19 protein-coding genes are annotated in these 22143 nt (G+C 70.1%); 13 read left to right on the top strand and 6 right to left on the bottom strand.

Going from position 1 to position 22143, the window contains the following annotated elements; genetic code table 11:
* Window positions 1–21 precede the first annotated feature (21 nt).
* Window positions 22–855 (top strand): putative RNA methyltransferase, encoded by an 834-nt coding sequence (locus ACWEPG_RS23365; protein WP_450113006.1) that lies wholly within the window; start codon window positions 22–24, stop codon window positions 853–855.
* A gap of 15 nt (window positions 856–870) precedes the next feature.
* On the opposite strand, the gene glgA is transcribed toward ACWEPG_RS23365, so the two are convergent.
* Window positions 871–2049 (bottom strand): glycogen synthase, encoded by a 1179-nt coding sequence (glgA, locus tag ACWEPG_RS23360; RefSeq protein ID WP_450113007.1) that lies wholly within the window; start codon window positions 2047–2049, stop codon window positions 871–873.
* A 131-nt stretch (window positions 2050–2180) separates the two neighbouring features.
* Between glgA and glgC the strand changes: the two genes are divergently transcribed.
* The 3 genes from glgC to ACWEPG_RS23345 all read left to right on the top strand — a co-directional run bounded on the left by glgC (window position 2181) and on the right by ACWEPG_RS23345 (window position 7713).
* On the top strand, window positions 2181–3395 hold the full coding sequence (glgC, locus tag ACWEPG_RS23355; protein ID WP_450113008.1) for a glucose-1-phosphate adenylyltransferase: 1215 nt from the start codon (window positions 2181–2183) through the stop codon (window positions 3393–3395).
* 359 nt (window positions 3396–3754) lie between these two features.
* The gene (locus ACWEPG_RS23350; protein ID WP_452595446.1) at window positions 3755–4873 is read left to right on the top strand and encodes a hypothetical protein; all 1119 of its coding nucleotides are present in this window, start codon (window positions 3755–3757) and stop codon (window positions 4871–4873) included.
* An 8-nt stretch (window positions 4874–4881) separates the two neighbouring features.
* Window positions 4882–7713: an FtsW/RodA/SpoVE family cell cycle protein gene (locus tag ACWEPG_RS23345; RefSeq protein ID WP_452595469.1), complete on the top strand. Its 2832-nt coding sequence runs from the start codon at window positions 4882–4884 to the stop codon at window positions 7711–7713.
* A gap of 46 nt (window positions 7714–7759) precedes the next feature.
* Here the strand turns inward: ACWEPG_RS23345 and ACWEPG_RS23340 are convergent, their stop codons facing one another.
* The 5 genes from ACWEPG_RS23340 to ACWEPG_RS23320 form a co-directional block, all read right to left on the bottom strand.
* Window positions 7760–8743 carry a rod shape-determining protein gene (locus ACWEPG_RS23340; RefSeq protein WP_452595445.1) on the bottom strand — a complete coding sequence of 328 codons (984 nt, stop codon included), beginning with the start codon at window positions 8741–8743 and terminating at the stop codon, window positions 7760–7762.
* Between the two features lie 143 nt (window positions 8744–8886).
* Entirely contained in the window at window positions 8887–10530 is a 1644-nt protein-coding gene (locus ACWEPG_RS23335; protein WP_452595444.1) for an ABC transporter permease, read from the bottom strand.
* Window positions 10527–11444, bottom strand: coding sequence for an ATP-binding cassette domain-containing protein (locus tag ACWEPG_RS23330; RefSeq protein WP_450113012.1), 918 nt, complete (start codon window positions 11442–11444; stop codon window positions 10527–10529). Before ACWEPG_RS23330 ends, ACWEPG_RS23335 begins: the two co-directional genes overlap by 4 nt.
* Window positions 11441–12145, bottom strand: a complete 705-nt coding sequence (locus ACWEPG_RS23325) for a TetR family transcriptional regulator (RefSeq protein ID WP_452595443.1) — start codon at window positions 12143–12145, stop codon at window positions 11441–11443. Before ACWEPG_RS23325 ends, ACWEPG_RS23330 begins: the two co-directional genes overlap by 4 nt.
* Window positions 12146–12285: 140 nt before the next feature.
* On the bottom strand, window positions 12286–12897 hold the full coding sequence (locus tag ACWEPG_RS23320) for an O-methyltransferase (RefSeq protein WP_450113046.1): 612 nt from the start codon (window positions 12895–12897) through the stop codon (window positions 12286–12288).
* 325 nt (window positions 12898–13222) lie between these two features.
* Here ACWEPG_RS23320 and sigE point away from each other — a divergent pair, with 325 nt between their 5' ends.
* The 9 genes from sigE to ACWEPG_RS23275 all read left to right on the top strand — a co-directional run bounded on the left by sigE (window position 13223) and on the right by ACWEPG_RS23275 (window position 22125).
* Window positions 13223–13864: an RNA polymerase sigma factor SigE gene (sigE, locus tag ACWEPG_RS23315; RefSeq protein WP_450113014.1), complete on the top strand. Its 642-nt coding sequence runs from the start codon at window positions 13223–13225 to the stop codon at window positions 13862–13864.
* Between the two features lie 17 nt (window positions 13865–13881).
* Complete coding sequence (locus ACWEPG_RS23310; RefSeq protein ID WP_450113047.1) at window positions 13882–14244, top strand: RNA polymerase subunit sigma-70; 363 nt, start codon at window positions 13882–13884, stop codon at window positions 14242–14244.
* Window positions 14245–14308: 64 nt separating this feature from the next.
* Window positions 14309–15775: a S1C family serine protease gene (locus ACWEPG_RS23305; RefSeq protein ID WP_450113048.1), complete on the top strand. Its 1467-nt coding sequence runs from the start codon at window positions 14309–14311 to the stop codon at window positions 15773–15775.
* 93 nt (window positions 15776–15868) lie between these two features.
* Entirely contained in the window at window positions 15869–16258 is a 390-nt protein-coding gene (gene tatB / locus ACWEPG_RS23300; RefSeq protein WP_450113015.1) for a Sec-independent protein translocase protein TatB, read from the top strand.
* Between the two features lie 43 nt (window positions 16259–16301).
* Window positions 16302–17015, top strand: a complete 714-nt coding sequence (locus ACWEPG_RS23295) for a DsbA family oxidoreductase (RefSeq protein WP_450113016.1) — start codon at window positions 16302–16304, stop codon at window positions 17013–17015.
* 2 nt (window positions 17016–17017) lie between these two features.
* Window positions 17018–18163, top strand: a complete 1146-nt coding sequence (locus tag ACWEPG_RS23290; protein WP_450113017.1) for an XdhC family protein — start codon at window positions 17018–17020, stop codon at window positions 18161–18163.
* A 74-nt stretch (window positions 18164–18237) separates the two neighbouring features.
* Window positions 18238–19104 carry an FAD binding domain-containing protein gene (locus tag ACWEPG_RS23285; RefSeq protein WP_450113018.1) on the top strand — a complete coding sequence of 289 codons (867 nt, stop codon included), beginning with the start codon at window positions 18238–18240 and terminating at the stop codon, window positions 19102–19104.
* Window positions 19105–19144: 40 nt separating this feature from the next.
* A complete protein-coding gene (locus ACWEPG_RS23280; RefSeq protein WP_450113019.1) occupies window positions 19145–19723 on the top strand; it encodes a (2Fe-2S)-binding protein in 579 nt (192 codons plus the stop codon).
* Window positions 19720–22125 (top strand): aerobic carbon-monoxide dehydrogenase large subunit, encoded by a 2406-nt coding sequence (locus ACWEPG_RS23275; protein WP_452595442.1) that lies wholly within the window; start codon window positions 19720–19722, stop codon window positions 22123–22125. Before ACWEPG_RS23280 ends, ACWEPG_RS23275 begins: the two co-directional genes overlap by 4 nt.
* Window positions 22126–22143: the final 18 nt, after the last annotated feature.

Raw genomic sequence — 22143 nt, 5'->3', positions numbered from 1 at the left:
GTAGGAAGGAGGGCGGCGCGGATGCTGAACGACGCGCTTGCCCTGCTGTGCTGCCCGCACTGCGGCGGCGACCTCGACGAGTCCGACCGGATGTTGCTGTGCGATCGAGGGCACAGCTTCGACATCGCCCGGCAGGGGTACGTGAGCCTGCTGTCGGGGGCCTCGAAGATCACCGGCGACAGCGCCGAGATGATCGCGGCGCGGGCCGAGTTCCTCGACGGCGGCCATTTCGATCGGCTCCGTACCGCGGTCGCGGACGCGACCGTCGCGGCCGGGGTCGACGATCCCGCGGTCCTCGAGGTCGGGGCGGGCACCGGGCACTACCTGGCGACCGTGCTCGACGCGCTGCCCGGCGCGCCGGGTCTCGGGGTGGATGTGTCCAAGGCCGCGGCGCGCAGGCTGGCTCGCAGCCACCCCCGGGTGGCGGCGGTCGTCGCCGACATCTGGACACAACTCCCGGTGCGGGATCACGTGGTCAGCCACGCCCTGTCGATCTTCGCGCCCCGCAACGCCGCCGAGCTGCGGCGGGTCCTGCGCGCGGACGGCGAACTGGTGGTGCTGACCCCGACGGAGCGGCATCTGCGTGAGTTGGTGGACCTGCTGTCGATGGTGCGGGTCGACGAGAACAAGACCGAGCGCCTCGGCGCGGCCATGGCCGGGCACTTCGACCGGGTGTCCCGCGTCGCGGTCGAGTATCCGATGTCGTTGACGCACGCCGCGGCCGAGCAGCTGGTCGCGATGGGCCCCTCGGCGCGACACCTGGCCGAGAGCACCCGGGCGGCGGCGATCGGGGCGCTGCCCGAGCCTCTGACGGTCACGGCGTCGGTGACGGTCAGCCGCTACCGGCCCCTGTAGGTCTGTCGGGCAGTTCTATCGAGCGCGGTATCCGTCGATTGCCGCCTGGTAGACGTCCAGGGTCTGCCGGGCGATCTCGGTCCAGGAGAACTCGGCGATCGCGCGTTGGCGGCCCGCCCGGCCCATCGCGACGGCACCCTCCCGATCGGCGCACACCTCGTTCACCGCGACTGCCAGTGCCGCTTCGAATGCCTCCGGCTCGTAGGTGTTGTGGTGCACCAGTCGGCCCGTCACCCCGTCGTCGACCACCTCGGGGATGCCGCCGACGTCGGAGGCCACCACGGCGGTCTCGGTGGCCATTGCCTCGAGGTTGACGATTCCCAGCGGCTCGTAAACCGATGGGCACACGAATACCGTTGCGGCGGAGAGGATCTTCCGCAGTTCTGCGGTGGGCAGCATTTCTCGGACCCAGTGCACGTCCCGGCGGACCGACGACAGCTCGGCGACGGCGCGAGCGGTGGACTCGGCGATCTCCGGGGTGTCGGGCGCGCCCGCGCACAGCACCAACTGGATGTCGGGGTCGAACCGGTGCGCCGCCGCGATCAGGTGTCCAACGCCCTTCTGCCGGGTGATCCGGCCGACGAACACCGCCAGCGGTCGCGCCGAGTCGACCCCGAGCTCACGCAGCACCGGCGATGTCCATGGATCGTCGTCCGGATACCACACGTCGGTGTCGATTCCGTTGCGCACCACGTGCACTCGGCTCGGGTCGACGAACGGGTACGCGTCCAGCAGATCGGCGCGCATCCCGGCGCTGACCGCGATGATCGCGTCCGCGTGCTGCACCGCGTTGTGCTCGGACCACGACGAGACCCGGTAGCCGCTGCCCAGTTGTTCCGCCTTCCACGGCCGCCGGGGTTCGAGCGAGTGCGCGGTGAGCACGTGGGGCACCGCGTGCAGCGCGCCGGCCAGGTGCCCGGCCAGTCCCGTGTACCAGGTGTGCGAGTGCACGACGTCGACGCCGGTCGCGGCCGCCGCCATCCGCAGCTCCGCCGACAGGACCCCCAGCGCGGGATTCGCCGCCGCCAGCGCCGGATCGGGCTGGTGCACCTGTGCGCCCTCGCGGGCGGCGCCCATGCAGTGCACGTCCACCGCGCACAACCGGGCGAGCTGCGCGACGAGCTCGGTGACGTGGACACCTGCTCCGCCGTAGATCTCCGGTGGGTACTCCCTGGTCATCATCGCCACGCGCACCGGCTAAACGTAACCGTCGGGCCGGGATCGGGCCACCGCACGGCGCAGCCCCGGGCATGGTCTCCATCACGGGCCCGGTCTCGGGCGTGGTCTGGCTGGCGAGGGCACACGGTGGCCGATAAGTTGGCAGGGTGAGGAGCCAGCCGCATGTGCTTGGAATCGTGCTCGCCGGCGGCGAGGGGAAGCGTCTCTACCCCCTGACCGCCGACCGGGCCAAGCCCGCCGTCCCGTTCGGTGGTGCCTACCGGCTCATCGACTTCGTGCTCAGCAATCTCGTCAACGCCGGCTATCTCCGGATCTGTGTGCTCACCCAGTACAAGTCGCACTCGCTGGACCGGCACATCTCCCAGACATGGCGGCTGTCCGGGTTCGCGGGGGAGTACATCACCCCCGTGCCGGCGCAGCAGCGGCTCGGACCGCGCTGGTACACGGGCAGCGCTGACGCGATCCTGCAGTCGCTCAACCTCGTCTACGACGAGGACCCCGAGTACATCGTCGTGTTCGGTGCCGACCACGTGTACCGGATGGATCCGGAGCAGATGGTCCAGCATCACATCGAGTCCGGTGCGGGCGTTACCGTGGCGGGGATCCGGGTGCCGCGCAGCGAGGCGTTCGCGTTCGGCTGCATCGACTCCGACGAGTCGGGCCGGATCACCCAGTTCCTGGAGAAGCCCGCGCACCCACCCGGCACGCCGGACGACCCGAATGTGACGTTCGCGTCGATGGGCAATTACGTGTTCACCACGAAGGTGCTCGTCGACGCGATCCGCGCCGACTCGGAGGACTCGAACTCCGACCACGACATGGGTGGGGACATCATTCCCAAACTCGTGCGCGAGGGGGCCGCGCACGTCTACGACTTCGCGGACAACGTGGTGCCCGGCGCCACCGACCGCGACCGTGGTTACTGGCGGGATGTCGGGACCATCGACGCCTTCTACGACGCGCACATGGACCTGGTGTCGGTGCACCCGGTGTTCAACCTCTACAACCGGCGCTGGCCGATCCGGGGCGCCGCCGAGAACCTCGCACCGGCGAAGTTCGTCCAGGGCGGGCTGGCGCAGGAGTCGATCGTCGGGTCGGGCTGCATCCTGTCCGCGGCCACGGTCCGCAATTCGGTGCTCAGCTCCAACGTGATGGTCGACGACGGCGCCACGGTGGAGGGCAGCGTGCTGATGCCCGGTGTCCGGATCGGCAAGGGTGCCGTGGTCCGGCGGGCGATTCTCGACAAGAACGTCGTCGTCGGTGAAGGTGAGATCATCGGTGTGGACATCGAGCGGGATCGGCAGCGGTTCGCGGTCAGCAGCGGTGGCGTGGTCACCGTCGGCAAGGGTGTGTGGATCTGATACCGATCCCGCGCCTGGGTCGTCTCGGATGAGTAACGGCCGTTCCGCGTTTGCATCGGTCTTGGTTTAATTGGAATGCTCAGAGGCGTAAAGGGTTTCAGGGGTCAAGGTTCAAGAATGGGTAAGCCCTAGTCGAGGGTCTACGGGCCACGGGTTCCGGTCCGCTCGCACACCCGCGTAGGGGCCGCAGAGTGCCGGGGTGCCCGATGATCGAAGCAGTGCCAGAGCTTTCGTCGAGGAATGAGTTGCCGCGGGCCGGGTCGCCGAGAAACGCGTCGCTGCCGCCGGGACCCGAACCCCCCGAACCGCCCGACGAGCCCGCCGGTGGCGGTGAGGTCGACGTTCGCACTCTGCTCGCGGTGGCCCTGTTGACGCCGGCGCAGGCAGCGTTGCTCATCGGCGATGTGACCCGCCAACTCGCTGGGGGGCGCGGACGGATTCTCGGTGATCATTCGGTGACGGTGTCGTGCGAAGGGCAGCTCACCATCGCCGACGCCGACGCCGACGCCGACGCCGACGGTGCCGGTACCGGGCCGGAGGCGACCTCGGCGGCGGCGCGGGTGCTGAGGGCGATTGCCGCCGCATGTCACGACGAGGCGTTCGCCCAGCGGGTGGACGAATCGATCGCTGGAGCAACGGACCTGCCCGACCTGTTACGTCGCGTGTCCGGCGCGGTCGGCCTCGACCCGTCCGCCGCCGTCCACCTCGACCCGTCCACCACGGATCGGACGCGCCACCAGATCGCCAAACTCGTCGCGGCGGCGCGCGGATCTCTCGGCGAGGGTGGGGCCGACCCGGTCCCCGGCGCGCCGGTGCCGGCCCCGGCGGGCGAGGCGGCCGGAGCGTCCCTCGCCCCGGCCGGCTGGCTTCCCCCGGTCGAGAATCCGTGGCATCGCCGGAAGTGGCGGCTCTCGAAGCGGCAGGGCATCGTCGCGGTCATCGCGATCGGGCTGCTTGCCGTAGCGGTGTGGAAGGCACCCGGAGCGTGGACGCAGATGCGGCTGGGGTGGGACACCCTCCTCTCGTCCGAGAGTGAGCAGGCGCAGGATCAGATCCGGCCGGTCTCGCCGCCGGTACCGGACACCCCGGCGCCGACGGCGGGATCCGCGGCGGCTCCCGCCGACACCGGTCTTCCGGGCAGCGCGGGTCCGATCACGGGTGTCACCGCCACCTTCGCCAATGGGAATTGCGCTGTGGGACAACAGTGTGTCCTGCGCGTCGACGTCCGCGTCGATCCCCGGGCGAACGTCCCGGCGGTGACCTGGAAGCTGGCCGTGTACGACCGCTGCTCGGGTGCGGTCCACCCCGGCGCCGACGTCACGATGCCCGTGCCGAGTGGCGAGCAGGAGGTGTACGGCATCGGGAGCGTCGCGGTTCCGGCCGACACGGCCGTCGCCATCGCCGCGCTCACCAGCGCCCCGGCCGCCGCCGCATCGGATCCGGTGTACGTTCCCGCCGAGAACGCGACCTGCCCGTGAGGGCCTCAGTGCAGGCCGGTAGGCGCGAGTTCGATCCCTGGCTGGTCGCGGCGGCGGTCGTCCTGGTGGTGCTCGGCCTGCTCAACCTGCTGTCGACGGGCATGACGTCCTACGCGCTGCGGCATGCCGCCTTCGCGGTGGTCGGCCTCGGCGCGATGTGGGTGACGTCCCGGATGCGGGTGGACCGGCTTCGCCGATTCGGGTGGATCCTCTACGCCGCCACGGTCCTTCTGCTCGTGGCGGTACCGCTGGTCGGTGTCGCGACCAAGGGCGCGCAGCGGTGGCTGGACCTGGGCGTTTTCACCGTGCAGCCGTCCGAACTGGCCAAACTGGCCCTGATTCTGGTGCCCGCCGCCATCCTCGCCGGGGGCTACACCCTCGGCCGATTCGCCGGTGTCCTCATCACGGCGAGTGTTCCCATCGGCCTCGTCGCCCTCCAACCGGACCTGTCCACCGCCGTCGTGCTCGTCGCGATCGTGATGCTCATGTTGATCCTCGCGCGGGTGCCGTTGCTGCCGCTGGCGCCGCTGTTCGCACTCGGGGTCGCGTCGATCCCGCTGGCCGTGCTGTTCCTGCGCCCGTACCAGCTGGAGCGGATCCACGTGTTCCTGTCGAACAGCGCCGATCCCCAGGGGTCGGGATGGGCGGCGTGGCAGGCCGACATCGCGATCGGCAGCGGCGGACTGTGGGGACTGTGGCGGCAACCGCAGTATGCGCTCCGGGCCGAGTACCTTCCGGAATCGGAGCACGACCTCGCCTTTGCGAGCCTCGTGTACGGGTGGGGGCTGGTCGCAGGGCTGGCGGTGGTGATCGCCTCGTCGATCATCGTGTGGCGTGCCACGGTCGCCGCGCGGACCGCGCGGACCCGGGAGGCCGCACTCGTCGCCGCGGGCGTCGGCGGGTTGTTCGGTGTGCATGCCGTCGTCTCGATCGCGCAGAGCCTGTCGCTGCTGCCCCACACCGGCATGCCGATTCCACTGTTCAGTTACGGCGGTACGGCAGCGGTCATCGGCTTCGTCGAGATCGGTCTGGTCCTCGCGGTGCGCCGCGACGGTGTCGCACGGCCGCTGTGGGCCTCCCAGCCCCGTCGCAGGCGGCTGCCGCGCGGCGTGTCGGTCGGTGCCGTGACCGTCATCGCGTCGCTCGTCGCGATGACGGGGGTCGCCTGGCACCTGCAGAGCGATCGGGGTGCGGAGTTCCGGCAGATGAGTGACGGGCAGCTGATGCGGTGCATCCGCCTGCCTGCCGAGCGTGGTCAGATCCTCGACCGGAACGGGGTCCCGCTCGCGGTCAACGTCCCGGAGTACACCGTCTCCGTCGTTGCCCGCATGTTCGACGACAACAACGCCGAGGTACGTGGCGAACTCGCCGCGCTGCTCGGGATCACCCCGGACCAACTCGCGGACACCCTCCGCGCCGCGGGCGGCGAGGTGGAGGCGGTGCTGGCGAGGGTCGGGCCGGAGCGGGCCCAAGCCATCGTGGACGCCCATGTGCCGTGGGTACTGGTCTATCCGACCGGACGCAGGCAGTACCCACAGGCAGCGACCCTGGCAACCGTTCTCGGATACGTCGGGGTCGCCGACGCCGAGGACATGCAGACCTGGCCACAGCTTGCGCTCGGATCACGAGTAGGCAAGGCCGGGCTCGAGAAGCAGTACGACGCACTGCTCCGCGGCATCGACGGCAGCCAGTGCGTGTACGTCGACCCGTCGGGCCAGCCGGTGGCCACCGCCGCTCGGGTGGATCCGGTGCGCGGGCACGACCTGCGCCTGCATCTCGACAGTGCGATGCAGCAGGTCGCAACCGATGCCCTTGCCGCCGCGGTCCGTTCCAGTGGCGGCGACCTCGGCGCGGCGGTCGTGATGGACGCCCGCACCGGGGCGGTGCTGACGATGGCGAGCGTGCCCGGATACGACAACAACGTCTACGGTCCACCGGTCGACGCGGCCGCGCTGGCAGCGCAAACCCAGATGCCGGGCCCAGGACGCATGCTCAACCACGCGTTCCAGTCGGTGGCGCCACCCGGCTCGACCTTCAAGATCGTTGTTGCCTCGGCGAACGCCAAGTACGACGTGGTGCCGCCGGACCAGAAGCTCGCGGGCGGCGCCTCGTACACCTATGGTGGCCACACGTTCGCGAACTGGCAGCCGATGGGTCCGAACAGCCTGATCGGGGCGATCCAGTGGTCGGACAACGTGTACTTCTACCAGCTTGGTGAACGACTCGGCCCCGAGCGGATGGCCGCGACCGCCGACGAGTTGGGGGTGGGCCGCCCGTCGGGGCTGGACATGCCGGGTGAGGCCGAAGGTTTCCTGGGCACACCGGAATCGGTCGCCGCCATCGGCGGAACCTGGTATCCGGGGTCGACGCTGCTGATGGGCATCGGTCAGGGCACCGTCACCGCGTCGCCGGTACAGGTGGCGCGCTGGACGGCCGGTATCACCACCGGCGCGACGGTCACCCCCCAGCTCGCGGCGTCGTACGGGGAGGGCGAGGGCTGGCCCATTCCCACCGCGGAGCCGCATCGGCTGTCCTTCGCGGACAAACTTGGACCCGTGCGTGCGGGGATGCGGGCATCGGCCGCCGCCGGTACCGCCGGCCAGCTGGCGAGCCTGCCGGTGCCCGCCGCCGCAAAGACCGGCACGGCGGAGGATCCGTCGGCGCCCGGCGAGGGTCTGAACGCCTGGTTCTCCGCGGTGCTGCCCGCTGACGCGCCGGAGGTCGTCGTGTCGGTCCTGGTGCGTGGTGGCGGATTCGGTTCGGCAACAGCAGGTCCCGTGGTCAAGAAGCTCCTCGAGCTCTACCTCGCGCAGACCCGCGGGACCGCGCCGGGCCGCTGAAGAGGAGCTGCAGGATCGAGTCCCGGAGGTCTCGAGTGATGGAGGCTCAGGCGCTGTAGGCGGCGACCACCTCGGGGTGGTCGAGGCAGGCGGTCGCGCCCTCGGCGACGCAGGTGAGCGGGTTCTCTGCCACCTTCACACCGACGCCGAAATGCTCTTCGAGCAGTTGCGGGAGACCGCGCAGCATCGATCCGCCGCCGATGGCCAGGAGCCCCTCCGACATCACGTCCCCGATCGCCTGGGCGGGAAGGTCGTCGAGGCAGGTGGCCAGGGTCTGCACGATCTCGGTGATCGCCGGCCGCAGCGCATCCTCGATCTCCTTGCTGTCGAGGGTGACCAGGCGCGCGTGCCCCGTCACGGGGTCGATGCCCTCGACGACGAGCGCCTGACCCTCGTCGGGAACGCCGATCTTGGCGTATTCGGCGGTGAGGTCGCCGACGATGATCTTGTGCTCGGTCCGCAGGTACTGCCGCAGCACGTCGGTCAGGTGATCGCCCGCGAGGCGGCAACTGCGATTCGAGAGGATGCCACCGAAACAGAACGCGGTGATTTCCGAAGTGCCGCCGCCTATGTCGACGACGAGGTGGGCGCGTGGTTCCATCGGGTTGATCCCGCATCCGAGCGCGCCCGCGACCGGTTCCGGTATCAGGCCGACCTTGCGCAGACCGGACTCGTGCCCGACCTCGAGAAGTGCGCGGCGCTCGAGTGGTGTGGCGCCGGCGGGCACCGCCATCACGCCCTTCGCGCGCGGGCTGTACCGCCGGTGCGGGGCGGCCTGGTTGAGAACGGCGGAGACGAACGTTCGCGCCGATTCGAGGTCCGCGACCACTCCGTCGCGTACGGGGCGCACCGACGAGACCCCGACGGGCGTGCGGCCCAGCAGGTTCCGTGCGTCCGCACCGATCGCGAGGGCGTGATCGAGATCCTTCGCTTTCACCAGCATGAACGATGGCTCGTTCAGGACGACGCCGTCATCGGGTGTGCCGACGACAGTGTTTGCGGTTCCGAGATCGATCCCTAGTCCACGCACGTCAGCCTCCGAAAGGGAGTGGAGTGAGACGCATCACATCGTACGCAGTACCACCGGCATTCGGTCGACTTTGCGGTGAGCGGTCGCAGCCCTTCGGGCCCGTCGAGGGGCGCCTTCGGGCTCACCAAGGGCCGCCTCCGGCCTCACCGCAGGTCGCGACGGCGGAAGGCTGCGAGTCCCACCGCGATCAGCGCGACGTCGATCAGCAACATCCATCCGAGCGGGATGAACGAGAACGCTGTGCCGGGAACCCGCTGTGCGTGTGCGAACGGTTCGAGGTCCAGCAGCCACTGCGGGAACCCGGAGATCGAACCGAGCAGGAACAGTGCCACGAAGCCGACCAGGACTCCCCAGGCGACCGTGGCGTAGCGAGGCGCCAGTCCGAACAATGCGACGGTCACTCCGGCGAGCATCCAGATCGCCGGAAGCTGCATCAGCGCCGCGGCCATGACGCCGGGCAGCTTCCCGGTGACGTCGCCGGCGGCAGCGCCGTAGGTCAGGCCGGCGACCAGGCCCGCCGCCACCATGGCGACCGCAGGCCCGACGACCGCGAGCAGGAGATGACTTGCCACCCAACGGGTGCGACCGACGGCTCCGGCCAGGACGGTCTCGGCGTGCTGGGCCTCCTCCTCGCTGTGCAGGCGCAGTGCCGACGAGATCGCCAGCGCGGCGGCACCGACTGCGAGCATGGTGAAGGCGATCGCGATGAACGAGTCCTCCAGCGCCTGTGTTCCGCCCATCCGGCTGACGATTTCCCGCACGGTCTCGTTGTCGCCGATCTCGTCTCCGATCCCGTGCACGACACTGCCGATCAGCAACGCGTACAGGCAGATTCCGATGGTCCAGGCGACCAGCGAACCGCGCTGGAGCCGCCAGGACAGGCCGAACGGCCCGGCGAGCGCGGGTGCCGCGGTCGGTGGGCCGAGTCGCTCGGCGATCAGGCCGGCGCCGACATCCCGCCGGCGCAGCAACGCGTACGCCGCCGCGGTGAGCACGATCGCGGCCGTCAGGTGCAGCAGCAGCACCCACCAGCGGTCGCCCGCGTACGGGCGCACCTGCAGCGACCAGCCCAGTGGTGAGAGCCACGACAGTACGCCGGAGCCGGCGTCGCCGACGGCGCGCAGCGCGAACGCGGCGCCGAGGGCTCCGAATGCGATCCCACGCGCGGTGCGGGCACTGGGACTGAGCTGGGCTGCCACCGCGGCGACCGCCGCGAAGACGATGCCCGACGCGGTGAGCGCGATGCCGAACGCCAGCGAGCCGGACCGCGGGACATCGGTGCCGAACAGTCCGGCGGTGCCGATCAGTCCGGTTGCGATGGATGCGCCGAAGGCGACGATCAACGCGGCCGTCAGTCCCGCATAGCGGCCGACCACGGTGGAGTCGAGCAGTTCGGCGCGACCCGACTCCTCCTCCATTCGGGTGTGCCGGATCACGGTGAGGATCACCGCGACCGCGATCAGGGTGTGGAAGATGCCTGCCTTCCAGATGCCGACCGCCCCGAGGCTGTCGTTGTAGATCTCGCCGTACATCGCCCGCTGCGCGGGGCTGCCCATGATCGAGGCCGTGAACGCGGCGCGCTGCGCCTCGTCGGGGTAGATGCTCGCGATGGAGCCCACGTACACCGTGGACAGCGGGATCGACAGCAGCAGCACCCACAGCGGCAACACGATCCGGTCGCGGCGCAGGTACAGCCGCAGCAGCCCGAGGGTGCCCGTGAAGTTCGACGTCGCGGTCCGGGGCGGCCCGGCTCCGCGGCGGCCTCCGGTGAGGGTTGCGGTGGTCATGCCCTCACCTTCTCCCCGGTGGGTTCGGGTCCGTCGATCTCGTAGTGGCGCAGGAACAGCTCCTCGAGGGTCGGCGGCTTGCTGACCAGGCTGCGCACGCCGGCGTCGCCGAGTACGCGGATCAGTTCGCCGAGGTGTTCGCTGTCCACCTGGCAGTGCAGGGTGTGGTCCTCGACGGTGACGTCCGCGAGACCCGCGATGCGGCTCAGATCTCCCGGATCGCCCAGCAACTCGGCACTGATCGAGGTCCGGCTGAGGTGTCGCATGTCGGCCAGGGTGCCGCTCTCGACGGTCCTGCCTGCCCGGATGATGGTCACCTTCTGGCACAGCGCCTCGACCTCGGAGAGGATGTGGCTGGACAGGAGAACGGTGACACCGCGGGCGGACGCCTCGGTCACGCACTCGCGGAACACCTGTTCCATCAGCGGGTCCAGGCCCGAGGTCGGCTCGTCGAGGAGCAGCAGCCGCGCGTTCGACGACAGTGCCGACACCAGTGACACCTTCTGCCGGTTGCCCTTCGAATAGGTGCGGGCCTTCTTCCGCGGATCGAGGTCGAACCGGTCGACGAGTTCGGCGCGCCTCTGCTCGTCGATGCCGCCGCGCATCCGGGCGAGCAGGTCGATGGTCTCGCCGCCGGACAGCGACGGCCACAGCGTGACATCCCCTGGGACGTAGGCGATGTCACGGTGCAGCGCGACCGAGTCCGTCCACGGGTCGCGGCCGAGTACCCGGGCGTGTCCGGATGTCGCCTGCAGGATGCCGAGCAGGATGCGAATGGTGGTGGATTTTCCCGAGCCGTTCGGGCCGAGGAACCCGTGGACCTCGCCCTCACCGACCGTGAGGTTCAGGCCGTCGAGTGCGTGGGTGCGCCCGAAGTGCTTGTGCAGGTCGCGGACTTCGATGATTCCGGTCATCGATTCTCCCGGTGGTGTGTGTTGTCGACGGGTGGGTCCTCGGCGCGCTGGTTGACCATCGCGTCCAGGAAGGTGGTGTCGGTGAACAGGCCCTCGGTGTAGAGCTCGAGGGCGGGGAACATGATCTCGTCGGTGAGCTCGCGAATGGCGCGACCCCAGTCGACGGGTCCGTCCTGGTCTTCCCGCATCTGCAGGAAGAGCACGGTGCTGCCCAGCGACTGCATGGCCAGGTAGCGGGCGCGGGCGGCCGGATCCCGGCTCGGTCGGAGGGTGCCGGCGGCCACGCCGTCGGCGAGATACTGCTCGGTGGTGGCGACGATGTGATCGAACATGGACCGTGCCAGCTCCCCGCCGGACTGATAGCTGCGGACGAGATACGCGACCAGGGGCGCGTACTCCTCGACGTCGGCGAGCTGTTGCAGCAGACCGGCCGCGCTCGGCCGGGTCAGCGACTCGGTCTTGGCAGCCCGGATGGCCGCGAGGACGTACTCGTCGCACGCCTCGCGAAGCCCGTTCTTGGAACCGAAGTGGTGGTTGACCAGGCCGGGGGACACGCCGGCGGCCGCCGCGACCTCCCGCACGCCGGTGCGGAAGCCCCGGTCGCCGAACACGACGATCGCCGCGTCCCTGATCCTGGCCCGGGTGGTCAGATCCCGGTCCGGGATGCCGATGGTGGCGAATCCGTCCATGGCCGAACGCATGGTCAATACGCTAAACGTGTGTTCAACCCGGAGGCAAGGGTTGTGCGCGTCAAGGAGTCGTCAAAAGCGCCGAGTCGTCAAAAGCGCGCCGCGTCCGTGCCGCGTCCGCGCGGTGTCGGACGTGGCCGGCGAAACCGCGGTCAGCTGCGAGATGCGCAGAGCAGTCCGTCGCCGACGGGAAGCAGCACCTTCGTCAGCCGGTCGTCCTCGGCGATGGCCCGGGCGGCCGCGCGCACGGCGAGCGTCGTGGTGTCCCGTGCGGCAGGGTCGGCGACCCGGCCGCCGAGCAGGGCGTTGTGGAACACGATCACTCCACCGGGACGGAGCAGGCGCACACCCTGCTCGACGTAGTGCGGATGGTCGGCAGGCGCGGTGTCGACGAACACCAGGTCGTACGAGCTGTCCGCGAGCCGCGGCAGCACGTCCAGGCCCCAGCCGTTGATCAGGCGGGTCCGCCCCGGTGCGATCGCCGCGGACCGGAACGCCTCCTTCGCGGCCCGCTGGTGCTCGGGCTCGGGATCGATGGTGGTGAGTACTCCGTCCGGGCGCATCCCGTCGAGCAGCCACAGGCCGCTCACACCGGCGCCGGTGCCGATCTCGACGACGGTCCGGGCGCCGAGCATCTGCGTGAACAGGCTCAGCAGCGCGCCGACCGACGGCGGAACCGGGTCGGCGCCGAGATCCTCGGCCCGCTCACGTGCGGAAACGAGGATGTCGTCCTCGACGACGGAGTCCTCGGTGTGGGCCAGCATCTGGTCGCCGTTGGTGTACACGACCACGAGGTTATCGTTGTCGTGACCCGGGCGTGTCGAGGCGCGCAGTCCCGGTCCCGGTGGGCGCCGTCGTGACCATGACATTCCCCCCGTCGCAGCGCACGGATTCTCAGGCGCCACTCAGGTTGCTCACACGTCGTGCACACCCGGATCGGTGAAGGTGAACCTGTCACGAGATCAGCCGACCGCACCGGAATCGGACCGTCGGGAACAATCCGGACACCCCGGGAGTTGTTCCAGTACGCAGCGCGACGCCCGCGCATCCGCTTCCAGCTGTCCCGAGCAGGAGGTTTCCATCATCTCGATGGTCAACGCCCCGTCCGATCACGACACCGAGGTCGCCGAGTCGGCCGTCGGCGGCCCCGCAGTCAGTGGCACCGCCGCGTTCGACGCCAGCGGAGACCAGTCGACCATGCCGTCCTGGGACGAACTCGTCCGCGAGCACGGCGACCGCGTCTACCGGCTGGCCTACCGGCTGTCCGGCAACGCGCAGGACGCCGAGGACCTCACGCAGGACACCTTCATCCGGGTGTTCCGCTCCCTGTCCAGCTACCAGGCAGGCACGTTCGAGGGCTGGCTGCACCGCATCACCACCAACCTGTTCCTCGACATGGTTCGGCGCCGCAACCGGATCAAGATGGAGGCTCTGCCCGAGGACTACGAGCGGGTGCCGTCGCAGAACCCCAACCCCGAGCAGGTCTTCCACGACGCGAGGCTGGATCCCGATCTGCAGGCCGCGTTGGACTCCCTCGCGCCCGAGTTCCGTGCCGCGGTCGTACTGTGTGACGTCGAAGGTCTGTCCTACGAGGAGATCGGTGCGACACTGGGCGTCAAGCTCGGAACCGTGCGCAGCCGCATCCACCGCGGACGCCAGGCGTTGCGGGATCACCTGTCTGCGGCGCAGGCCGCGCGGGACCTCGAAACCGGGAAGACGACAGTCGCGTGAGTGTGCAGGAGGAGCGGATGACGCAGGGCCGCGGTCCTCGCCAGTTCGGTTCGACGGAACATCTGGCCAGCGAGGCGGTTGCCGCGTACGTGGACGGCGAATTGCAGATGAACGCGTACCTGCGGGCCGCGGACCACGTCTCGCAGTGCCTTGAGTGCGCCGCCGCGGTGGATGCCCAGCAGCACGCGCGGATCGCGCTGCGACAGTCCGGTGAGATCAGCATGCCGAGCTCGCTGCTCGGTGCCCTCAGCCGGATCCCCACCTGCCTGCCGGTCGACGATTCCGCGGTGGACGACGGTCCTTCGAGCGGGCGCCGTCGCATGATCTTCTCCTCGAAGACCACCTCCTACTCGTTGACGACGTGGCGCCGGCGCCGCTGACACCGTGGTGCCGGACCCCGATGCCGACGTGGCGTCGGACCCCGGTGCCGCGCCGTCGGTGATACTGGGTCCCGTGACTGACGCCAACGAGGGTGACGCGTCCCCGCCGCGACTGACGCCGCGACCCCTGTACCGGCCGGACATCGATCCGGCGTCGGCTGCCGCGTTCGCGCGCCCCGACGGCGTCACCGACTCGTTCGCCGCCACTCGCACCGCGACCGAACCCGAATTGACGTTGCGCCCGCCCGATCCAGTGCTGGCCGAGGCGTTCGGGCGTCCCGACGGCGAGACCGAGACCATTCAGCGCGGACCCGACGACCTCGACGAGGGCGCACCCGACGCGGACGCGCCCGCCGACCCCTGGCGCGACCCGGACTCCGCGGTGCGGCTCGGCGCGGCGGCCGTCGACACCCCACTGCCCGCGGCACTGCCCCCGGCCGACAAGCTCGGTGTCAGGGAGGTGCTGTTCGGGGACCGGGTCGCGCCGCGTGCGTTGGCCGCGCTCGCCGCGGTCGCCCTGGCGGTCGGCCTCGTCGGCGGGGTGGTCGGTCGGCTGACCGCGGAGAGCGTGAGTTCGCTGACCAGCCAGAAGGTGGAGTTGACGCAGTCCGGGGGCGAGGACCACGAGGCCGGGCAGGTCGCGAAGGTCGCCGAGGCGGTGTTGCCGTCCGTGGTGTCGATCCAGGTCGCGCTCGGAGAGCAGTCCGGCACCGGGTCCGGCGTCGTCATCGACGGGGCCGGCTACATCGTGACCAACAACCACGTGATCTCGATGGCCGCGACGGACCCCGACAACGCCACCCTGCGGGTGGTGTTCTCCGACGGCACGCGGGTGCCGGCCCGGATCGTCGGCCGCGACATCAAGACCGACCTGGCGGTGCTCAAGGTCGACGTCGGGAACCTCACCGTCGCCCAGCTCGGGAAGTCGGCCGACGTGCAGGTCGGTGACGACGTCGTCGCGGTCGGTTCGCCGCTCGGCCTGAGCAAGACCGTCACCAGTGGCATCGTCAGCGCCCTGCATCGTCCGGTCCGGCTGGGTGGCGAGGGCACCGACACCGATGCGGTGATCGACGCCGTCCAGACCGACGCCGCGATCAACCCCGGCAACTCCGGCGGCCCCCTGGTTGACGCCGAGGGCCGCGTCATCGGCATCAACTCGGCGATCCGCAGCGAGAGCGGCGGGTCGGTCGGCCTCGGCTTCGCGATCGGTGTCGACGACGTGACCCGGGTCGCCCAGGAGCTGATTCGGAGCGGCTCGATGCACCACGCCGAGATCGGCGTCAACGCGCGTTCGGTGACCAACGAGCAGACCACCGGGGCCCAGGTCGCCAACGTGCAGGCCGGCAGTCCCGCGGAGCAGGCGGGGATCGTCGAGGGCGACGTCATCGTCCGGGTCGGCGACCGCGACGTCGGCAACGCCGACGAACTCGTCGTCGCCGTGCACGGCACCGAGGCCGGGCAGTCGGTGCCGGTGAAGCTGATCCGGTCGGGCCGCGAGGTCGAGGTCCAGGTCACCCCGGTGTCGGATTGACGGGTGCCGGCCACCCGGGTGCCAGTCTGTGACGTTCCGGTGAATTTGCCACCGGCGGTCCCACGAGTGGGCACCGGCACGTAGTCTGGTCAGGTGTTTGGCAACATCGGCTGGGGCGAGTTCATGATCCTTCTCGTCGCGGCGCTCGTGATCCTGGGACCCGAGCGCCTACCCGGTGCTGTCTCCTGGGTGGCCAAGAGCCTGCGTCAGGTCAAGGACTACGCCGGTGGCGCCACCCAGCAACTCAAGGACGAGCTGGGACCCGAGTTCGAGGACCTGCGCAAACCGCTGTCCGACCTGAACGATCTTCGGGGGATGACGCCGCGCGCGGCGATCACCAAGCACCTCCTCGACGGCGACGACTCGATCTTCACGGGGAACTTCGACGACAAGAAGCCGTCGGCGCCCGGCGGCACTTCGCGGCCCGCACCGGCCCCCCTCTCCGACGGCGAGAAGCCGCCGATCGACCTCGACGCGACCTAGCAGCGCGCTGCCCTGACCGGCGCGGCGGCGTACCGTCCGAAGAGTGACCACCCGCGACGAGGCGGGGCCAGTCTCCGTCGACTTCCACTTCGATCCGATGTGCCCGTTCGCGTACCAGACCTCGGTGTGGATCCGTGAGGTCCGCGACCTCACCGGCCTGACGGTCGACTGGCACTTCTTCAGCCTCGAGGAGATCAACCGCGCCCCGGGCAAGAAGCATCCGTGGGAGCGGGACTGGTCCTACGGCTGGTCGCTGATGCGGATCGGGGCGACCCTGCGCCGGACGGACATGTCGCTGCTCGACGCCTGGTACGAGCGGATCGGACGTGGCCTGCACGTCCAGGGGGAGAAGCCGCACGAGCCAGGGACCGCGCGCCGGATGCTCGCCGAGATCGGCGTCGACCCCGGTGTCCTCGACGAATCGCTGGCGGATGCCACCACCCACGACGACGTGCGGGCCGATCACCTGAGGGTGGTCGGCGCCGGGGGATTCGGGGTGCCGACCCTGTTCTTCCCGGACGGCCAGGCACTGTTCGGCCCGGTGCTCGTCCGACCGCCCACCGGTGTGGCCGCGGTGCGACTGTGGGAGTTCGTCACCGGCCTGCTCGAGTTCCCGAACGTCTACGAGATCCAGCGACCGAAGACCGCGGACGACTCACAACTGATCCTCGAGAGCCTCGGTCCGTACCTCGGTGCGCGGGACTGGGTGAGCATCGACCGCGGTCGCGTCGTCGACCTGCCGACGCCCCGGGACTGACCGTGCAGGACGTGCTTTCCGAGCTGCTGGCGGTCTGGCGTGACGGCGGCACCGCCGGCGTCGGCACCGTGGTGCAGACGTTCCGGTCCGCGCCGCGGCCGCCGGGCGCCGCGATGGTCGTCGCGCCCGACGGCACCGTGACGGGGTCGGTGTCGGGTGGCTGTGTGGAGGGCGCCGTGTACGAGTTGGCCCGAGAGGTCGTCGCGAGCGGGACACCGGTGCTCGAACGCTACGGGGTAAGCGACGACGACGCGTTCGCGGTGGGGCTGACCTGCGGCGGGATCATCGACGTCTACGTCGAGCCGGTGTCGGTGGCGACGTTCCCGGAACTCGCCGAGGTGGCGGCGGACATCGACGCGCGCCGTCCGGTCGCCGTCGCCACCGTCGTCGAACACCCGGATCCGGCCCGGCTCGGCAACCGGATGGTCGTGCGCCCGGACGCCCTCTCGGGCAGCGTCGGGTCGGCGCGGGCCGATGCCGCCGTCGCGGACGATGCCCGCGGACTGCTCGCCGCCGGGCGTACCGGCGTGCTCGGCTACGGCCCGGACGGTCAGCGCCGCGGCGAGGGGATGCGCGTGTTCGTGGCATCGCACGCACCGAGTCCCCGGATGCTGGTGTTCGGGGCCATCGACTTCGCCGCGGCCGTGGCGCGGCAGGGCGCCATCCTCGGCTACCGGGTCACGGTGTGCGACGCGCGACCGGTGTTCGCGACCTCGGCCCGGTTCCCGACCGCGGACGAGGTCGTCGTCGACTGGCCGCACCGGTACCTGCGGAAGCTGGCCGAGGTCGGCGAGATCGACCACAACACCGTCATCTGCGTGCTCACCCACGACCCGAAGTTCGACGTGCCGCTGCTGGAGGTCGCCCTGCGGCTGCCCGAAGTGGGGTACGTCGGGGCGATGGGTTCGCAGCGCACCCACCACGACCGGCTCGCACGACTGCGGGAGGCGGGCGTGACCGAGGGCGAACTCGCGCGGCTGTCGAGCCCGATCGGCCTGGACATCGGCGCCCGCACTCCCGAGGAAACCGCGGTCTCCATCGTCGCGGAGATCATCGAGCTGCGCTGGGGTGGGGACGGCCGGCGGTTGAGCGACGTGACCGGCCGGATTCACCACGACGACCTGCGCCGAGGCGGCCGGGACCGCTGATCGGGCCGACTGTTGACACCTCCGGCGGACGGGCAGACGCTGAATGGGGACGGCAGTCGAGCGAGGTGGATCCGATGCAGGTGCCAGGGCCCTTCGAATACGAGCGAGCGTCGAGCGTCGAAGACGCGATCGGTTTACTCGACCGGCACGGTGACCGCGCCCGCCTGGTGGCCGGTGGGCACAGCCTGCTGCCGATGATGAAGCTGCGCCTGGCCGACCCGGAGTGGCTGATCGACATCAACCCGCTCCACGAGGAGCTGGGCCGGATCAGCGTCGACCCGGGCGGCGCGCGGATCGGTGCGATGGTCCGGCACCGGCAGCTGCTCGAGTCCCCCGAGCTCGCGGCGCTGTGGCCGATCTTCCGGGACGCCGAGCGGGTGATCGCCGATCCGGCGGTCCGCAACCGGGGCACCATCGGCGGCTCGCTGTGCCAGGCGGACCCGGCCGAGGACCTCACCACCGTGTGTCTGGTCCTCGACGCGACGTGCGTGCTGCGCGGCCCGGCCGGCGAGCGCACCGTGCCGATGTCGAAGTTCCTCGTCGGACCGTACGAGACCGCCGCCGCACCAAACGAGATCCTCACCGAGATCCGGATCCCGTTCCGCGACCACGGATCCAACGCGTACGCGAAAGTCGAACGGCGGGTGGGAGACTGGGCGATCGTCGGGGCCGGGTCGGCGCTGTGGCTGGACGGTCCGGTGGTGGTCCGGGCTCGCGTCGGCCTGACCGCGGTGAACGCGGACCCGGAAGGATTCGACGAGGTGTACGAGTTCCTGGTCGGCAAACCGTGTACCGAGGAGGTTGCGCTGTACGCCGGAGACCTCGCGTCGCGGCACTGCGAACCGGTCAGCGACCAGCGCGGCACCGCCGAGTACAAGCGGCACCTGGCCAAGGAACTGACCCGGCGCACCCTGCTGACCGCCGCCGGACGGGTGCATTGACACCGACGTCGGCCCTCGACGCACGGAAGGACGAGATGACATGCAGGTGACGATGACCGTCAACGGTGAGGAGGTCACCGCGGATGTCGAACCCCGGTTGCTGCTCGTGCATTTCCTTCGGGACGTGTTGCGGCTGACCGGCACCCACTGGGGCTGCGACACCAGCAACTGCGGGACGTGCGTGGTACTGGTGGACGGCGACCCGGTGAAGTCGTGCACCATGCTCGCCGTGATGGCCGACGGGCACGCCGTGCGCACCGTCGAGGGCCTCGAACGCGACGGAGTCCTGGACCCCGTGCAGCAGGGGTTCATGGAGTGCCACGGACTGCAGTGCGGGTTCTGCACCCCCGGCATGATGATGACGTCGCGGGCGCTGCTCGACCGCACCCCGCACCCGGACGAGCAGGCGATCCGGGAAGCGATCTCCGGGCAGATCTGCCGCTGCACCGGATACACGACCATCGTGCGGTCCGTGCTGTGGGCGGCCGCGCACGAGGAGGGGGCCGAGCGGGCGCCCGAGCCCGAGCAGCACACCGGTCCGACTGCGGCGCAGCCGGACTCGACGCCGCCTCCCGCGGCGGAGCCGCGCACCAGTGAGCACATAGGAAGTGGATCATGACCACCGTCGACCGCCCGGTCCCGGACCAGCCCGACGCGGACCAGGTCGACAACGACACCAAGCCGGTCGGCTATGGGCGCATGCTGCGCAAGGAGGATCCGCGGTTCATCCGCGGTCGCGGACACTACGTCGACGACATCGTCCTGCCGGGCATGCTGCACATGGCGATCCTGCGTTCGCCGGTCGCGCATGCGCGCCTGGTCAACGTGGACACCACTGCGGCGCAGCAGCATCCGAAGGTGAAGGCGGTCATCACCGGAGCCGATCTGGCGGAGCAGGGCCTGGCGTGGATGCCGACCCTGTCGAACGACGTGCAGGCGGTCCTGGCCACCGACAAGGTGCGGTTCCAGGGCCAGGAGGTGGCCTGCGTGGTCGCCGAGGACCGGTACTCGGCGCGGGACGCACTGGCGTTGATCGATGTCGAGTACGACATTCTCGACCCGGTGATCGACGCCCGGCACGCGCTCGACCCGGATGCACCGGTGATCCGCACCGACCTCGAGGGGAAGACCGACAACCACGTCTTCGACTGGGAGGCCGGCGACGCCGACGCCACCGAGGCCGTGTTCGCCCGGGCGGACGTCGTCAGCAGACAGGAGATCGTCTATCCGCGTGTGCATCCCGCGCCGATGGAGACGTGCGGTGCGGTCGCGGACTACGACGCGGTCGAGGGGAAGCTGACGCTCTGGTGCACCTCGCAGGCCCCGCACGCGCACCGCACCCTGTACGCGCTCGTCGCCGGGCTGCCCGAGCACAAGATCCGGGTGGTGTCCCCGGACATCGGCGGCGGCTTCGGCAACAAGGTGCCGATCTACCCCGGGTACGTGTGCGCGATCGTCGCGTCCCTGGTGACCGGGCATCCGATCAAGTGGATGGAGGACCGCAACGAGAACCTGACCAGCACCGGGTTCGCGCGGGACTACATCATGGACGGGGAGATCGCCGCCACCCGCGACGGCAAGATCCTCGCGGTCCGCACGCGCGTGATCGCCGACCACGGCGCCTTCAACGGCACCGCGGCACCGGTGAAGTACCCGGCCGGGTTCTTCGGCGTGTTCACCGGCAGCTACGACCTCGAGGCCGCCCACTGCTCGATGACCGCGGTGTACACGAACAAGGCTCCGGGTGGGGTCGCGTACGCGTGCTCGTTCCGGATCACCGAGGCGGTGTACCTGGTCGAGCGGCTGGTGGACTGCCTGGCGTACGACCTGAAGATGGATCCCGCCGAGCTGCGGCTGCGAAACCTGCTGCGGCCCGAGCAGTTCCCGTACACGTCCAAGACCGGCTGGGTGTACGACTCCGGCGACTACGAGACCACGATGCGTAAGGCGATGGACATGATCGGCTACGCCGACCTGCGCCGCGAGCAGGCCGAGCGGCGCGAGCGTGGCGAGCTCATGGGCATCGGGATGTCGTTCTTCACCGAGGCCGTCGGCGCGGGGCCGCGCAAGGACATGGACATTCTCGGCCTCGGCATGGCCGACGGGTGCGAGCTGCGGGTGCATCCGACCGGGAAGGCGGTGCTGCGGCTGTCCGTGCAGACGCAGGGGCAGGGCCACGAGACCACGTTCGCGCAGATCGTCGCCGAGGAACTCGGCATCGCGCCCGACGACATCGAGGTGCTGCACGGCGACACCGACAACACCCCCTTCGGCCTGGGCACCTACGGCAGCCGATCGACGCCGGTGTCCGGAGCGGCCGCGGCCCTCGTCGCGCGCAAGGTCCGGGACAAGGCCCGGATCATCGCGTCCGGCATGTTGGAGGTGTCCGTCGCGGACCTGGAGTGGACCAAGGGCAGCTTCCACGTCGTCGGCGACCCGACCGCGGCGGTGACGATCCAGGACATTGCGCTGCGCTCGTACGGTGCGGGCGATCTGCCGGAGGGGATCGAGGGCGGCCTCGAGGCCCAGATCTGTTACAACCCGGAGAATCTCACCTACCCGTACGGCGCCTACTTCTGTGTCGTCGACATCGACCCCGGCACCGCGGAGGTCAAGGTGCGCAGGTTCCTCGCCGTCGACGACTGCGGCACGCGGATCAATCCGATGATCATCGAGGGGCAGGTGCACGGCGGTCTCACCGACGGCATCGGAATGGCGTTGATGGAGATCATGTCCTTCGACGAGGACGGCAACTGCCTCGGCGGATCCTTCATGGACTACCTGATCCCGACCGCGCTGGAGGTGCCGCACTTCGAGACCGGGTACACGGTCACACCGTCCCCGCACCATCCGATCGGAGCCAAGGGGATCGGCGAGTCGGCGACCGTCGGTTCACCGCCGGCCGTGGTCAACGCCGTCGTGGACGCGTTGGCGCCGTTCGGGGTTCGGCACGCGGACATGCCGCTGACCCCGTCGCGGGTGTGGGAGGCGATGCAGGGCAGGGCAGCGCCACCGATCTGACGGTCCACGTGATCCGAG

The sequence above is a fragment of the Rhodococcus sp. NPDC004095 genome, from assembly GCF_053604015.1.
This window is presented reverse-complemented; position numbering and strand designations above follow the sequence as displayed.

Coding starts and splice junctions, on each gene's coding strand:
- ACWEPG_RS23365 (WP_450113006.1), top strand. CDS start 22: ATGCTGAACGACGCGCTTGCCCTGCTGTGCTGCCCGCACTGCGGCGGC.
- ACWEPG_RS23335 (WP_452595444.1), bottom strand. CDS start 10,530: ATGACCACCGCAACCCTCACCGGAGGCCGCCGCGGAGCCGGGCCGCCC.
- ACWEPG_RS23330 (WP_450113012.1), bottom strand. CDS start 11,444: ATGACCGGAATCATCGAAGTCCGCGACCTGCACAAGCACTTCGGGCGC.
- ACWEPG_RS23325 (WP_452595443.1), bottom strand. CDS start 12,145: ATGCGTTCGGCCATGGACGGATTCGCCACCATCGGCATCCCGGACCGG.
- ACWEPG_RS23320 (WP_450113046.1), bottom strand. CDS start 12,897: ATGCTGGCCCACACCGAGGACTCCGTCGTCGAGGACGACATCCTCGTT.
- sigE (WP_450113014.1), top strand. CDS start 13,223: ATGGTCAACGCCCCGTCCGATCACGACACCGAGGTCGCCGAGTCGGCC.
- ACWEPG_RS23310 (WP_450113047.1), top strand. CDS start 13,882: ATGACGCAGGGCCGCGGTCCTCGCCAGTTCGGTTCGACGGAACATCTG.
- ACWEPG_RS23285 (WP_450113018.1), top strand. CDS start 18,238: ATGCAGGTGCCAGGGCCCTTCGAATACGAGCGAGCGTCGAGCGTCGAA.
- ACWEPG_RS23280 (WP_450113019.1), top strand. CDS start 19,145: ATGCAGGTGACGATGACCGTCAACGGTGAGGAGGTCACCGCGGATGTC.
- ACWEPG_RS23275 (WP_452595442.1), top strand. CDS start 19,720: ATGACCACCGTCGACCGCCCGGTCCCGGACCAGCCCGACGCGGACCAG.